The organism is Nostoc flagelliforme FACHB-838 (assembly GCF_014698065.1).
GTDB classification, from domain to species: domain Bacteria; phylum Cyanobacteriota; class Cyanobacteriia; order Cyanobacteriales; family Nostocaceae; genus Nostoc; species Nostoc flagelliforme_B.
The window spans coordinates 1-13996 of record NZ_JACJSI010000163.1; the positions used below are offsets into that span (position 1 = coordinate 1).

At 38.7% G+C, this 13996-nt stretch carries 13 protein-coding genes and 1 pseudogene; 3 read left to right on the plus strand and 11 right to left on the minus strand.

Going from position 1 to position 13996, the window contains the following annotated elements; all coding sequences use genetic code 11:
• Nucleotides 1-280: 280 nt before the first annotated feature.
• A complete protein-coding gene (locus H6G97_RS34805) occupies nucleotides 281-961 on the minus strand; it encodes a response regulator transcription factor (RefSeq protein WP_190944957.1) in 681 nt (226 codons plus the stop codon).
• 266 nt (nucleotides 962-1227) lie between these two features.
• Between H6G97_RS34805 and H6G97_RS34810 the strand changes: the two genes are divergently transcribed.
• A complete protein-coding gene (locus tag H6G97_RS34810) occupies nucleotides 1228-2013 on the plus strand; it encodes a sensor histidine kinase (protein ID WP_190944959.1) in 786 nt (261 codons plus the stop codon).
• 223 nt (nucleotides 2014-2236) lie between these two features.
• Here the strand turns inward: H6G97_RS34810 and H6G97_RS34815 are convergent, their stop codons facing one another.
• From H6G97_RS34815 to H6G97_RS34855, 10 genes are all read right to left on the minus strand, one after another.
• Entirely contained in the window at nucleotides 2237-3052 is an 816-nt protein-coding gene (locus H6G97_RS34815) for a hypothetical protein (protein WP_190944961.1), read from the minus strand.
• 2 nt (nucleotides 3053-3054) lie between these two features.
• Complete coding sequence (locus H6G97_RS34820) at nucleotides 3055-5907, minus strand: DUF3854 domain-containing protein (protein WP_190944963.1); 2853 nt, start codon at nucleotides 5905-5907, stop codon at nucleotides 3055-3057.
• Between the two features lies 1 nt (nucleotide 5908).
• Nucleotides 5909-6319: a hypothetical protein gene (locus tag H6G97_RS34825; RefSeq protein ID WP_190944965.1), complete on the minus strand. Its 411-nt coding sequence runs from the start codon at nucleotides 6317-6319 to the stop codon at nucleotides 5909-5911.
• 25 nt (nucleotides 6320-6344) lie between these two features.
• The gene (locus tag H6G97_RS34830) at nucleotides 6345-6860 is read right to left on the minus strand and encodes a relaxase/mobilization nuclease domain-containing protein (RefSeq protein ID WP_190944966.1); all 516 of its coding nucleotides are present in this window, start codon (nucleotides 6858-6860) and stop codon (nucleotides 6345-6347) included.
• Nucleotides 6850-8667, minus strand: coding sequence for a type IV secretory system conjugative DNA transfer family protein (locus H6G97_RS34835; RefSeq protein WP_190944968.1), 1818 nt, complete (start codon nucleotides 8665-8667; stop codon nucleotides 6850-6852). The genes H6G97_RS34830 and H6G97_RS34835 overlap by 11 nt, the downstream gene beginning before the upstream one ends.
• A gap of 159 nt (nucleotides 8668-8826) precedes the next feature.
• Entirely contained in the window at nucleotides 8827-9822 is a 996-nt protein-coding gene (locus tag H6G97_RS34840) for a hypothetical protein (protein ID WP_242055646.1), read from the minus strand.
• 215 nt (nucleotides 9823-10037) lie between these two features.
• Complete coding sequence (locus H6G97_RS34845; RefSeq protein WP_190944976.1) at nucleotides 10038-10751, minus strand: hypothetical protein; 714 nt, start codon at nucleotides 10749-10751, stop codon at nucleotides 10038-10040.
• Between the two features lie 14 nt (nucleotides 10752-10765).
• Entirely contained in the window at nucleotides 10766-12331 is a 1566-nt protein-coding gene (locus H6G97_RS34850) for a TrbI/VirB10 family protein (protein ID WP_190944971.1), read from the minus strand.
• A gap of 5 nt (nucleotides 12332-12336) precedes the next feature.
• Entirely contained in the window at nucleotides 12337-12540 is a 204-nt protein-coding gene (locus tag H6G97_RS53350) for a hypothetical protein (protein WP_242055647.1), read from the minus strand.
• Nucleotides 12510-13100: a hypothetical protein gene (locus H6G97_RS34855; protein WP_242055649.1), complete on the minus strand. Its 591-nt coding sequence runs from the start codon at nucleotides 13098-13100 to the stop codon at nucleotides 12510-12512. Before H6G97_RS34855 ends, H6G97_RS53350 begins: the two co-directional genes overlap by 31 nt.
• A 74-nt stretch (nucleotides 13101-13174) precedes the next feature.
• On the opposite strand from H6G97_RS34855, the gene H6G97_RS34860 reads away from it, so the two are divergent.
• Together H6G97_RS34860 and H6G97_RS34865 are read left to right on the plus strand one after the other, a co-directional pair.
• Entirely contained in the window at nucleotides 13175-13588 is a 414-nt protein-coding gene (locus H6G97_RS34860; protein WP_190944978.1) for a four helix bundle protein, read from the plus strand.
• A 253-nt stretch (nucleotides 13589-13841) separates the two neighbouring features.
• Nucleotides 13842-13996, plus strand: a pseudogene (locus tag H6G97_RS34865) (ISLre2 family transposase); the annotation flags it as partial.

Genomic DNA, 13996 nt, shown 5'->3' on the forward strand with positions numbered 1-13996 from the left:
CGCTCTAGTCAACCAACTCCATCCTTACTCCCCAAAGTTCCTACTACTGATTAAGTAATAAATGCTTCCTATACATTATGTGTCTTCCGAGATGATTTAGTCTTAATTTTCATCGATGAGCTTGTGTGTTTAGTCGCTGTAGCTTCTTCAATCATTATATTTTGCTCGATTTCAGCAATAAATTACCCCCATGAACGATTACCTCTGGCTGCTTGTCAAGAAGAAAATCGCTTGAAAGGATATTGCTTGATTCAAATGCAAAAGAACAAGAAATAATGAACTACCCAATATCTCTCCAGTCTTGGGTTGAAGGTTCTAGGTAGCCCAAACTTTGAGCTTTAATAATGGCATTGACCCGATCTCTAGCTCCCAGCTTCAGAAAAAGGTTGCCAGTGTGGGATTTAACTGTACTAATACTAATGAAAAGTTGATTAGCGATTTCCTTATTGGAGTAGCCACTGGCAATTAATTTGAGAATTTCAATTTCTTGAGTTGTAGGCAACTCATTATATCTTTTGCCTTTAATTTTTGTACTCTGACGATGGTTCAATTCCAGAAATCTCTTGATAATCGCTTGGTCAAGATATTCTTCGTTTTGATAGATACTACGGATAGCGTTTTTAATCGAGTCGATCTTGGTTGTCTTTAAGAAATATGAATCAGCACCACAGGCAAAAGCTTCGTTAATCATATTTTGACTAGAATAAGCACTGAGGATAATAACTTTGGATAGGGTGTGCTTCTTAATCCTGGTTGCGATTTCCAGTCCGTTGATATCTGGTAGCCCAATATCAAGTAAGACAATATCAGGATTTGTTGAGTTGACTAGCTCTAATCCCTCCAATCCGCAGCTAGCCTCACCGCACAGTTCCATGTCTGATTGTGCGATCGCCGTTCTAATGCCAAGTCTACATAGTTCTTGGTCTTCAATTACTACTACCCGAATTATCATGATAGTCATATTTGCACCGAGAATATTTGCACCGGAAGTTAATCTCTAACCTCTCCTCTTTTTATACCATAAATATTTGAATGGAAGCAGCTAAATTTAGATATATATATTTTTGTTTCTTGCAGAACAAAGAAATAAAAATATTTCTGGATCACCGGAGAATCTTCAACCTAAGCAAGAGATATTATTTGATGATTTAGCTATAATTAGAAATAGTAAATTCTGCTAAAAAGTATTTTATTGAGATCAATTAAATCATGATAAGGAGTGTTTCTATGTCCCAAAAAGAATTAAGAGATAAAATTAATATTTCTGCCTTAGTGCATGATGTATCCAATGCAGTTGTGAATGAATCAATTGTGTTAAAGCAAATGATAGATGGAGAGTACGGTAGTACCTTACAAGAGATAAAAGCAATTCTTGGGTCATTATGGCAGACTAATAACAGAGTTATTCAACTGATAGATATGTATCGAAGCGCTCGTTCAATAGATAGATTTATAGGGGTAAATCCATCTGGGATAGGTGAATTTGATATTTGCGATTTATTGAATAATGTATATCAAGAATATTTGCCGTTAGCAAAATCAAATGGCTTAAAGTTGCACTCCGAAATATGTGAAGAATATAAATATGGAACAAAGGTAAATGGAGATGCAATACATATTTATCGGATGATATCAAATTTGGTAAAAAACGCATTACAATATACAAAAACTGGTGATGTGTTTTTGAAGCTTGTTAACCAGGGGAATGATTTAACGGTATTAATTGAAGATACTGGGATTGGTATTAAGTCAGAAGAACTGGCAAATATATTTTTACCTTTTTACCGCACTGAGGCTAGTACAAACGTGGACTCATCTGGTTCGGGACTAGGGTTATATATTGCCTTAATGGTAGCTTCTTCTCATGGACTAAGGCTATCCGTAGATTCGATAGTTGGTAAAGGCACAACATTTACAGTAATATTTTCCTACAAAAAGGATAAACCTTACGGCTTAGATGATACGATGTTCATAAAAATTGGTCAGGCTCATGCGCTACCTGGACGACACTAAGCTATGGGACAAGATAGAATATGTAGTTGGATGTTTGATATTTGGGGGGCTGTTTATTGCTGCCGTTATCACATTCAGCACTGATATATTTGAAGCCACATTTTACATATTTCTTGCAACAATAATTGCTCCTTTTGTGAAAATAAATCCAATATTAAGACGGTATCTCTTAATCAGTGGATTTATATTTGGATTAGTCATGGGGTATTTTAGTTGAATGCGCCTAATCTCCTAGATCGGGATTATCATCTTTATCAAAAGAAAATTCCTGATTTTTATTAGTTTGAATAGGAGGTTGAACTTGTTGTTTTGCAATTCGCTGCTGATTAAAAGCAACAATTTTTTGTGCTTCTTCATTTGAGAGGTTATTGGAGGTAATTGTAAACTCGTTAGTGTGGTCTTTATATGCAGCAAAAGCTTTTTGATTGGATTGGGTTTTGCGGTTAATATTGATAAACTGTATACCTTCTTTAATGAGTAATTGAAGTCTATAAAGAACGCCTTCATAAACGCGGCCTTCATTTTTAGTATCTTGACCTTTAGCAATGATAGTTTGAACAACGGCAGGAATCAGGGACTTTTTGCTAAAGTCATCGCCTTGATGTTGTTTATTAACCTCTTGATTTGCTGGTGTGGAAGGAGTAAAATTAGTGTTTGCTTCCCCTCGAGCCATCATTTGTTGGAGGAATATATGCTTTCTTTGGGTAATTAGATTTTCAACTCTAGAGAAATTATTAGGCTGCTCAGTCACAGTTTTTTCGGGTTGAGATACACCAAACTTTTGAGAATATTCAGCCAGATATTGATTTTTAAGTTGTAGTCTATAATCTTCAACATTTTGAGTACTTTTGGTCAAAATATTTCTTAATTTATCTTCAAGATTTTGACGCGATTGTGAATCCAACTCAATAGGGGATTGTACTGTACTCTGTGGCGCTTTCTCTATCATTAGAGCCAGCCGATAAGCCATCATATTATTCGAGATCCCACTGTTGCGATTAATAGAAGCGATGGTTTCTCTAACATCTGTGGATTGCATAACTAAACTTCCAAGTTGTTTAACTGAGGTTCTGGATTGCGAGGCTGGTTTTGAGTTGGCTTCTGTGTTTCGGCATTTTGGGAAATCTTCGGACTATAAAAATTATTAATCGATTGTTCGCGCAACAATTTTAAATCCTCTGTGATTTCGCTAAGTGGTGGCAAAATAATATCAGTTTTCCCATAAAGAATAATCTCTTCTTTAGTTTGAATTAAAAATTTAAAATAAAGTTGTGACTGCTCACCTAAAGTTAGTTTAGCATTGGGGTCTTTTTGAAATCGCTCACGAAAACCTTCGTTACCTTGATTTGCTCCAGATGTCCATCTGACAGAAGTTTCCAGTAAGCTCCAAACTTCAGCTAATGCAGGATGAAGTGGCAAAGGGATATCACGAGTAGCATGAGTATTAGCAGCAGAATTAATTGTTGGGATTTGAAATTTAGTTGCCAGCAGGCGGAGTTTGTCAATTTCTAATGAGTTAATAGCCATAGAGTGAACTTGATGACTCATTTCTTCATCAGTACGGCTCAATTCTAGGTGTACAGCAACTCTCGTAGTTCCGTTATGTTCAGTTTTTAAAAGCTTGATATCACCACTATTTTCATCATTAGGAGTATAAGTAATGCGATAATTACCTAATTCTAAATCGTGAGAGTTAAAGGCTTCTAGGGTACTTGTAAGTATTCTTAAAACTTCTAAAGATTTAAAACTTTCAAGTATTTTATGAGTGCCATCAGGAGAAAGGGAGCTTAGACTGTTAGCAATTCTCCTGGGGTCTTCATCGAGGGAGGGTAGCTCTTTACCTTGCTTTAAGGTATCTGCAACCGTTAAAAACTCCTGGCGTTCTATAGGTAAAAAATTATCTAAAGGTTTTTGAGTAATATTAATATGATATTGTGAGGCTTCAAACTCCATAATTGGATTATCTAAGTTTGTCGCTTGAGGACGATGAATACTATAAGTAGATTTCTTCTTTTTAATAAGAAAAGCATCGGCACGATAAACTGTAGAGCCATCATCTTGTTGAACGCCATAATTCTTGATAAGCTCTCTGGCAGCAAAAGCAATGTCTTGATTTTGTTTAGCTTCTAAAAACCTTCGAGGAATTGTTTGTTTATAAACTGTTACCTGTTTGATATTGACCCAACTGTTACCAGTAAGTATGCTGCTAGATTCAAAAGAATCCTTGTTAAGACTAGAGGGTTTTTCAACAAAAGTTTTGTTATCCTCTATGGTGTCAGAAATAATTTCGGATTGGCGACGACGGCGTTTCAATAGGTCTAATTCATCTAATTCGTCTAATTCATCGACTGATATTGATTCCGTGTTTTGTGAGTTCTGAGTGCTGCTCTGTTCTGAAGGCGGACTAACTTGGGATTGAGGGGCTTCGGGAATAATTACTTGATTATTTGTTTGGGAATTAGTTTGCAAACGAGGCGCAATTTTTGACTCTATCTGTTGGGTTAATAATGCTTGTTGTATTCGTATGGATTTGATAATAGCAGCATACAGAGGGCGAGTACGGGATAAAGGAGATAGAGGACGCAGGGGAGTCAGAGAGGCTTCGGGAATAATTACTCGATCATTTGTTTGGGAATTAGTTTGTGGAAAATCTGCAATTTTTGACTCTGTTTGCTGGGTTAATGATGCCTGTTGTACTTGTATAGATTTGATAGCAGCATACAGAGGGTGAGTACGGGATAAAGGAGATAGAGGACGTAGGGGAGGTAGGGGAGGTAGAGGAGGTAGAGGAGGTAGAGGAGGTGTGGGAGTTGTAGAAGGTGTGAGGAGAATCTCGCTTCCCCCCACACTCTCCACACTCTCCACACTCCCCACACTCTTCGCACTCTCCGCACTCTTAAGCTTTAACTCTTGTCCATTTTTGAGAAAAATAAATTGTCGCAGGTCAGGTAAAGGGTTATTTTGCTGCCAATCTTCAAAAGAAACCGCCAAGGCTTTGAGCTTTTCATAAGCAGCTGCGCCTTGTGCTGCAATCAAATCGTCAATACCTTTTTCTGGCCCGGGTAAAGTGATTATAATGACTTCAGCCCCATGATTGAGCAAAAGTTGACTAGTTTTAATCAAAGCTTTACCGACGTTGACTTGAGTTTTACTTTTGGAATCATGGTCAAAGCAGATTCTAATTTCTCTGTCTGGAGTGGCAAACATCGCAATTTCTGAGCGTAATTTGCTCTCAATTGGATAACCTTGGTCATCTTTAGAGCGATATGCAGCATTAACCCCTGGCAAGCCGATGGCAGCATCACCTTGAGTCAAAATACTAGCAGCTTTCTTAGCGCCTTCAGCAATGGTTACTGGTATATTGTGTTTCCACACAGAAAACCAGAAACCTGATTGGCGATCGCTGGCGCTTGGATTAACGCCAGCTTTCATGTAAATCAGTTCAGCAATATTTTTTGGTACTTCTAATAAGAAGATACTAAGTTCAGCTTTGTAGGGATGTTCATATTTAATAAATTTCCCAGGTTTTTGAGGATCTGGTCTAGGAGAATCAGGCTTGTAACAGCCCCAAAGTTTCTCTTTTGGTTTATCCCCAGGTTGTAAATCACAGAAAGTGCGGGGGTCAACACCACCATTGCACCACCAACCATCAGTAGAATCAAGATATGCGTAAACTTGGAGAGTTTTATTACCTAAGCGACCAGCATTTTTACGCCCAATCTGGTCACTATACATTAAGTATTCCCAAGATTCATGGGACTGCTCTATGGAATCATAATATAAAGACGTAAAATTAGCAGAGGCAATAATCGGATGAATGGCGCTATCAACTACCAGTTCATGCCAGTGTTTAGGCTCGATATGATTTGGGCGTAAATTAACGAATTCATCCATATTAGAACTCTATTTGGGAGCGAGAATCATCACAGGTTAAAGAGTTGTTTGTCCTGGAGTCGGTTATAGATGTATTCGTTGATAATGATTCTGTAGAAGCTGGCGAATGCTGAGGAGCGTTTGTATTTGCTAAAGATTGTTCGACAATTTTTTCAACTTCTTTAGCTTCATCTGGGTCTACTGTTACAAAATTATTAGTTTTTGGATCAACTTTTGTCCAAGAATAACCTCCACCTTCATCAAGGTTAAGAGCATAAGTATCTTTTCCAAGTTCAATTCTTGCTCTTTTATTCCATTGTTCTACAGTGTCAGCGCAAACATATTTTATTAAAGGTGCTATGACATTTCTGGCAAAATAATCGCTGCTTTTAGCATAATTGGAAACCAGTTGTAAATGCCGTTCATCAAACATATTTCACCTCAGTTCCCATGTTGTTTTATTGAAGGAGGCAGTTCTTGCTGGAGTCAGAATGGGCGTTTACCCCATTCTGACTTCTGACTTCTACTTCCTGCCTAGTGCCTGATCTGATAATATTTATTAAAGATTTTTGTAAAACGTCATACTGCTGTGGTTTAGCACCGAGACAATTTAAATCAATCACTTCCCCCGATGCCATCACGCGATTAAAAATAAGATGAAATTCTAAAGAGTCTTGATGAAATTTTAAGAAAGTGACATATTGTAAATCATCCCAGCCGATACCTTGGATATATTCATTGAGAATTTGTTCAGAAATATCTGAGGATAGAGTAATTGGGAAACTTTTCAAAGTAATATGAACATAAATTCCGACCTTTTTCAATCTTGGTCTTTGCTTGCTAAAAACTTGATAACTATTAATTATCCAAGCGGGAGCATGAATGTTAACAAGATGACCGGAATGAATGGTCAATGTCTGCATGAATTGGTTAATTATCTCAAAATCAGAAAGAGCATATTCTTTAATCATCATTCTCATTGTTTACTATCCCTGGAATTGGAATCTGAGTATCTTTGTCTAGAATTGATTTAATTTCTCCAACACTTAAAACTTTATTGTTAGGATTGTTGTCTTGTTTGACAGGTAAAGGGAAATGCTTATTGACATCATCCACCCTCAAATCTAAGTCGTGCTGAGTCGGATATCTTTGGGTACTTCTGCGAGCTAATCTACTGACAACGGGCTTCCATTTTTTTTCGTTGTATCTGTCGATATCGCGGAGAAATTGAGGAATATTGATGCTTTTTAACTGAGGAACAGACCCCTCTTTTGTATTGGAGTATGCAGGATTGATAAAAACACACTTCCCAGCTGGGAGCTTCAAAAACTGGGCGGACTCAAAGAGCTTTTTAGTTTTCTCTTGATCGCTAATGGTATTATTGCTCTTTCCACCACCAGTAGAACGGCTTTTGTGTTTGTACCTAATTTCTTCATCTCCCAGAAATGAAGAAAACAATTGTGCTGATTCGTTCTCTCCAGGATTAAAAATAAATTTCGTACTGCAAGCACCAAGGATAGTCTTAGCAACTTCCCGACCATAATTCTTTTCCAACTGCCCCATATTCTGCCAGCCGAGGATGCCGCAGAAACCCTCACTTCGTGATTCATTTAACCATCTGAATAAATCGGGCAGATACAAGGAAGGTAATTCATCCAATGCAACTATCAAGGGGTCAGAGCGTTTTTTGGCTATATTTCGGGCGATGGTCATGTGGAGAACGCTAGTCATCAAGGGTGCAACAGCATCGCGGCGCTCTCTGTCTAAACCAAAGATAATCATTTGTTTACCCTTGATTGAGAGTGGTAAAGTCGTTTTACCAATAAAGCAACCCAGTGTGTTTTTGGCCATGAAGCGGGTAAACATGATACTAGCTGTGGCAACAATGCCAGCAACAGTTTTCTCACTTGCGGCGGAACTGAACAACTCACCAAAGGCAATCTTGACCCAAGGGTTGAGATTAGCAGACATTAACCGCGCAATCATCTGCTCACTAGACAAGATGGCAGCACTGGTCATGACATCTGCTCTATCTCCAAATTCTTTGGTTAACATCAATACAGCTTGGGTTAACTGATCCCCAGACGGGCCGAAAAATCCATCTTCATTAGAATTATTCAGAATGCGGAAGTTTTTATTGATGACCGTGGCAATCTGCCGAGCGTTTTCAGCGTCAGAAGAATTTCTTAAAAAATCTAGAGGATTACAAACTTCTGATTCGGGAAAACCAGGGGCAAAAATATGAACATCGTAGCCAAGAACTTTAGCATAAGCAGCGATTTTCGCCTGAGATGGGTATTTAAAGTCATACAGTAAAATAGGAAAACCTTGGTCAATTGCGGAAAATAACATGGGGTTAATGGCACTAAAAGTCTTCCCACTTCCGGGCGCGCCAATAGCAGCAGTTCCCCTTTGCACTTCTGGTACATAAATCGGTACACCTCCACTACCACTTTGTTTTTTTGTACCTTTGAATTGATGTTTACCAATATACAAAGCTACACTATCACACCGAGGAGATTGTATCTGTTGCAATGCTTTTTTCTTAGCTGTATTATTCTCCTTTCTTCCTCCCCAATAGCTAGTAGCAATCTTCTTTTTATTACTGCCATCGCCAAAAAATACTCTCATTAAAATGTAAGCACCCAACATACTTATAATTGCTAATCCACTGGGTGTAAATAAATGATGAGTGTACTTGCCAATGTCGCTATGTGGATTTTGTAACTGTTCAAAATGAAATGGTTGGTTGTTTGCAGAAGTAGTCAGATTATTGCTCATCACATGAAGAAGAAGGGGAATGGGGAATGGGGAATAGCACGCTTGTAGGCGTAAAACCCTTTTGACGGACAGGATGTAGGGGAAAGAGTTAGATTTGTAAGTATTCTTAATTGGTTTTTAGTTTTTCCTTTACCCTTTCTCCCTTTTTGGTAAGAATAGTTAATCAGGAACAGTAGAAGGACTACCAAAAATAATTGGGTCTTTTTCATGGTAAGTAATGAATGGCACTGGCCCGATAAAATAGGGGGTACAAGTGCGACCAACAAAGGGAATATTCTTGCAGAAACGGAAAAACATAGCAGTGTTAACGGAACCGCTTGATTCATCTATATCCCAAACAACTTGTTTAAATGATTTACCAAAGGGATGACGACCAGTTGGCTCAAGACCACCATTAACTACAGCTAAAATTCCATAGCCACCTTTAACTTTCTGGACTTTTCCCGAAATCCATTGCGCTCCAGTGGTCTGACCAAGACCTGAAGCTTCAAAATGGGCGCAATTATTTTGATTGCAAGGGACATTAAAACCTTCTTGATAACTGCCAGAAATGCTGCGAATCCGGTTAGCTTCTATATCTCCCAAGGGCAAATCTACTTGCCCAACGAAAGACAGATCCGGCTCTGGTACGGTAGGAAAATTATTCCAAGATAAATCCTTCAATCCGGGAATGTCTGAAATGAGAGTATCTTGCCAATTAGCAAATTCATCAAATGATGAGTTTTCAATTCCCGGAATCGATGTCAGCTTGTATTTAGATAAATCAATTTCACTGCCGAGAGGGATATTGTCGAAGTTGTAATAATTAGCAACATTACCAATTCTTTGATTAGTGCTGATACCGATTTGGCGAAAAAAGTCAGCTATTGGCGCGACACTACTGGCTGATTGGTTAGCTAATTCAGGTATAGCTTTGACTAAATCGCTAAGGGTTTGAGTTTTGATGACTCCAAAATCATCAAGCTTTAAACCATCTAAATCAATAGCTAATGCCTGAGATATCGCCTTGAGGTTAAGCTTTTCAATATTCAGATTAGCATCTTCAAAATCACCAAGCTCCATAAAATCGCCAATACTTTGTCCAGCTTGCCAAGTTCTAGTCTGATTACCTCTCACGGATGGGTAAGTCACATTACCAGATTCAGATACAATCATGTCTTGAAACTTCATTTTTGACCAGTCTGGAATCAAGCCATTATTGCTACTGACAAATGGGACTTGTGCCGAGGCTTTGGGCAGTATAAATCCAATTACCTAATTCATAATTCCATATTTCCAAAAACTGTGAATAAACAATCCTCCGAGCAACCCAAACAATATTAAATAGCGAATCATGTCAAAACTAATTTTGGGCGAACGCTTTGATGATTTCATATTTGTCCAAGCTCGATTAATTTGTTAACTAATTTAAGTGAGACACCAGCTTTATCAGCAGCAATAGACATTTGCTCTCCAGCTTGAAAATGAGTCAAGAATTGCTCAATCCGATTGTGAAGTTCATCAGATGAGGAGAGCAAACCATTACTAATCGCTACGCTCATCCCCGCCCTGATTTGTTTTGTGGTATTGATAGTTTGTACTAGGGGTGATAATAAGGGTCGAGTAGCTGTTGAAGATGGTTTATCCGAGATAATTGACACTTGACTGTATTCAGGACGGGAATTGGATGGGGTAACTTGAAAGTGGTAAACTTTGCGCGAGCCAGAAGTAGTTTGAGTAATCACTGTAAGCAAAGTTGCACTTGTTTGTGGCAGTCCTGGAACCGGAAGCTTTTTGATCCGGCGTAAGTGAAGTAGTCCAGCACTACTGTTTTGACAGTTCTGGTCGATTCCCTCTAAACAACCATCAGTGTCAATCAAAACTTGTGAGGGATCGTCAATCCACACCCGCTTTACCATCTCATTGACTTCATAAAATGAAATTGATACGCCCGAACCATTCCAGACCTTAATTTTTTGCAGCTTGGCAGTACTGCCACTAACCTGAGATTGCTTTATGGTGCGGACTGTGCTTTGAGCATAGGTTTTGACTGGAACTAGACACACTGCCAAAAAAGCAGCAACCCCAAGCTGGAGCGCTGTCATGAGTTTTAACTTCTTCATGGCAACTCCAGAGAACGGTTCACCAAAAAGGTAATCTTCGTCCCTTGTGGGATATACCAAACATTGGGGCGAGGGGTGATTTGTTGGTTAGAAGTTTCTGCACGACGAGTAATAATGTTACTAAGCTTGCCAAAAGCACCTTGTAAAAATGCCCCGCCAATATTGCGCTGCCTGTTTGAAGTCGTGCTAGAGCTAAATGTCCCTGTAGCAGAATTAACTACACTGCTCGTAGAATCAGATTGATTCAGGATAGTTCCTACTTGACCCAAACCACTGACTAATCCCACAGTCAAGTCAGAACCTCCCCCTTTCTTATCTTGGAACTGTTTAGCTAACAAGGGTTTGCCGCCTTCTCCTAATACAGAAATTGCACCGCTACTAATTGGGTACTCAGTGTTATCTTTGATAATGCTGGTGACTTGCACACTTGCATAAGAGCCACCATTAACCTGTAGGGGTTCAACGGCCAATAAAGTGCCTTTATGAATTGCCACATTTCCATAGTTGTCATGCAAATCAGCCGTTAATCTAGCAACATAGCGTTTACTATCATCTGGATTTTGCTGTTGTTGGAAGCGATTTTCGGTTTGCTGCTTGACGACTGAAGTCACTAAAACACCATTTGCAAATTCCCCAACAACTAAATAGCGAGTTTTACGCTGTTGTAGAATTTGGTTTTCTTGAGGCAAATAATTACCATCTGCTATTTGTTTATCAGATTTAGAATTGGCTGACCAACGAGGGCGAATTTTCTCAATTTCTGTGGGTGTACTGTTAGAAAAGTTAGGGCGTGTTTGCTGTGTTGTATAAGCACTATTGGGTGGCTGTACTTGAATTCGTGTTGTATTCGGCGTTTGAAAGGATGTTGCCTCTGTTGATATCTGCTGGTTATTTGAAGTAGGTGTATAAGCGATTTTTCCGTAAGATCCTAAGCTGCGAAGTCGATTAAATTCAGCTATCACGTCTGTTGGCGTTTCTGTTTTCGGCGTAACAGTCCTAACAGGATTACTAATTCTTGGCAATATTTGATTACGAGGTGGTGATGAAATAGTCGAGTTAGTTCTACTCGGAACGTAATATCGTCTAGGGCTAGGACTTTGTGTTTGTGCTACAGGTCTAGCTGTTGATGGTGGTGGTGAAGCTGCAACACTTACAGGCTTACTATTAACAAAAACTTCTTCCTTGCTCTGATTAATTTTATTCAATTCATCTTCTTGTTTATTCAAGGCTAATTTGGCATAGACATCACCATCTTTTTGCTCGAGTTTCTCCAAAGCTGGGGATGTTTTATCAGCTTTAGCAGTTATCGCTTCTGGACTTCTACCAGGATTGAAAATGCCATTGAGAAAATAAAAGATTACTAAAAACCCTAAGCCAAAAGGAATAGCGATTATCCCCAATCTTGACCAAGGAGAAGTACTGACAGTGTGCCTGGTAATCGATGGAAATTCTTCGGAGTCTTCCCGGTTAGGCTTTTCTCTCCTTTGTCCATCATTTGTATCCTCTGAAAATCTCAAGATTTGATCTATAGTCAAATTCTGGTGTTCGTTTTTTAGTGACATAATTACTAAGGTTTTAAATCATTGATTTGTGTAATTTCTAAACCAGCGCTCCGAGCTTCATAGATTTTCCGAGAAAGTTCAGTGAGAGCAGTAATTTCTTGTGGCGTATTTACTGCTTCGACAGTCACAGTCTTATTGAAGGTAATTCCTTGTCCAGTATTATCAGAAGTTGTAAAAGTCACAATAGTTGCGACATATCTACTTGCCATACCCCATTTCTAATTAATCGCGGCTCTCCGATATAGCGAGGAATTAAAGACGCTTGCATATTTCCTTCAAATATTCTGCTGGGGGTGAGTTCTGCCAGCTTTTGTAAAAAGGCTGCTCGAAAGTTATGATTTTCACTAATTGCAAATGCAGCTTCATAAGCCTTAGTTGTAACTTTCTTTTTTCCACTTGCTGCGTCAATATCTATTCCTTTGTCTTGCTTGGTAATTGGTTCTCCCAAGTCGTTGTAAATTTTAACTAATCCATCCCAGCTAAACATTCTAGTGAACGTATCGCCAACAAACTTCTTAGTTACTTCTGGCGAACGTTGATTTTCGTCTACTGATTTGGCAGTAATAGTTTTGCCAGAATCTAACTGTACTAAAGCTAATTGCTTCTTACTTAATCCTCTGATTGCTCCATAGTTGAGAAATTGTAATAGTAATGAAAATACTGCACAAGAAAATCCTACTAATGAAATTATTCCAATTCTTGTCGGGACTGATTTATTATATTGCAGTAGCTGTAATGGCTCTAATTTTCGGTTTTTTGTGTTTACCATATCTCTTGAAGAGGAGTGTGGGAAGTGTGGGAAGCGTGGGAAGATGGATAAAAGAATGGTCGAGATTAAAGAAAATGGAAGAGAAAGGGAAAAAGTATTTTAGAACTCATGAGGACTTAGCCATTTATCAATTGGCATTTGAGACAGCAATGCAAATTTTTGAATATTCTAAAAAGTTTCCAGTTGAAGAAAAATATTCAAAAACCTTTCAAATCCGTCGCTCATCTCGTTCAGTCTGTGCTAATTTGGCAGAGGCTTGGAGAAAACGGAGATACAGAGCCGCTTTTATCGCTAAACTGAATGATTGTGTTCGCGGAGCGTGTCGCAGACAATTGGAGGCGGCAGAAACTCAAGTTTGGTTAAAGTTTGCGGTGAAATGTCAGTACCTCACAGTTGAGCAAGGAAGAGAACTCTACGCTCGTTATAATCAAGTCCTTAGTGGATTAGTAAAAATGATTACCCACCCAGATGACTGGTTACTCGACTAATTCCCCACACCTCCCACCCTCCCCACACTCTCTTCACGGTGAGTAAGGGGAGCAACGCGATTTGGTGAGGTTGAGCAAAAAAGGTGCGATCGCTAAAAACCTATTTACCTGTACTTAGGATATTTGCCACCTTGAGTTAAGCATCAATACTGGTTAAACTTGTAGATGATTTTAGGATACAAAAAAAGGTAGGATTTCCCTTGGAGTAAAGGTTTTGATATCTGACATCAAAACAGGGAATGCCTACGCGCTTATGAAAAATCATATATATTCTACTTTTGATTTAAGCAAATCGTTAGAACACTTTCAAGAAAAAGTCACGAAACTTTTAGAACTAACGAATCTCTCAGAATGGGATGGACACGTTTTTAGAGAACGTGAGAAAAAAATTAGAGAAATTGCCTTAGT

Bases quoted from the DNA above. Each gene is read 5' to 3' on its own strand.
- H6G97_RS34805 (WP_190944957.1), bottom strand. From the start codon at position 961: ATGACTATCATGATAATTCGGGTAGTAGTAATTGAAGACCAAGAACTA.
- H6G97_RS34810 (WP_190944959.1), top strand. From the start codon at position 1,228: ATGTCCCAAAAAGAATTAAGAGATAAAATTAATATTTCTGCCTTAGTG.
- H6G97_RS34815 (WP_190944961.1), bottom strand. From the start codon at position 3,052: ATGCAATCCACAGATGTTAGAGAAACCATCGCTTCTATTAATCGCAAC.
- H6G97_RS34820 (WP_190944963.1), bottom strand. From the start codon at position 5,907: ATGGATGAATTCGTTAATTTACGCCCAAATCATATCGAGCCTAAACAC.
- H6G97_RS34825 (WP_190944965.1), bottom strand. From the start codon at position 6,319: ATGTTTGATGAACGGCATTTACAACTGGTTTCCAATTATGCTAAAAGC.
- H6G97_RS34830 (WP_190944966.1), bottom strand. From the start codon at position 6,860: ATGATGATTAAAGAATATGCTCTTTCTGATTTTGAGATAATTAACCAA.
- H6G97_RS34835 (WP_190944968.1), bottom strand. From the start codon at position 8,667: ATGAGCAATAATCTGACTACTTCTGCAAACAACCAACCATTTCATTTT.
- H6G97_RS34840 (WP_242055646.1), bottom strand. From the start codon at position 9,822: ATGATTGTATCTGAATCTGGTAATGTGACTTACCCATCCGTGAGAGGT.
- H6G97_RS34845 (WP_190944976.1), bottom strand. From the start codon at position 10,751: ATGACAGCGCTCCAGCTTGGGGTTGCTGCTTTTTTGGCAGTGTGTCTA.
- H6G97_RS34850 (WP_190944971.1), bottom strand. From the start codon at position 12,331: ATGTCACTAAAAAACGAACACCAGAATTTGACTATAGATCAAATCTTG.
- H6G97_RS53350 (WP_242055647.1), bottom strand. From the start codon at position 12,540: ATGGCAAGTAGATATGTCGCAACTATTGTGACTTTTACAACTTCTGAT.
- H6G97_RS34855 (WP_242055649.1), bottom strand. From the start codon at position 13,100: ATGGTAAACACAAAAAACCGAAAATTAGAGCCATTACAGCTACTGCAA.
- H6G97_RS34860 (WP_190944978.1), top strand. From the start codon at position 13,175: ATGGAAGAGAAAGGGAAAAAGTATTTTAGAACTCATGAGGACTTAGCC.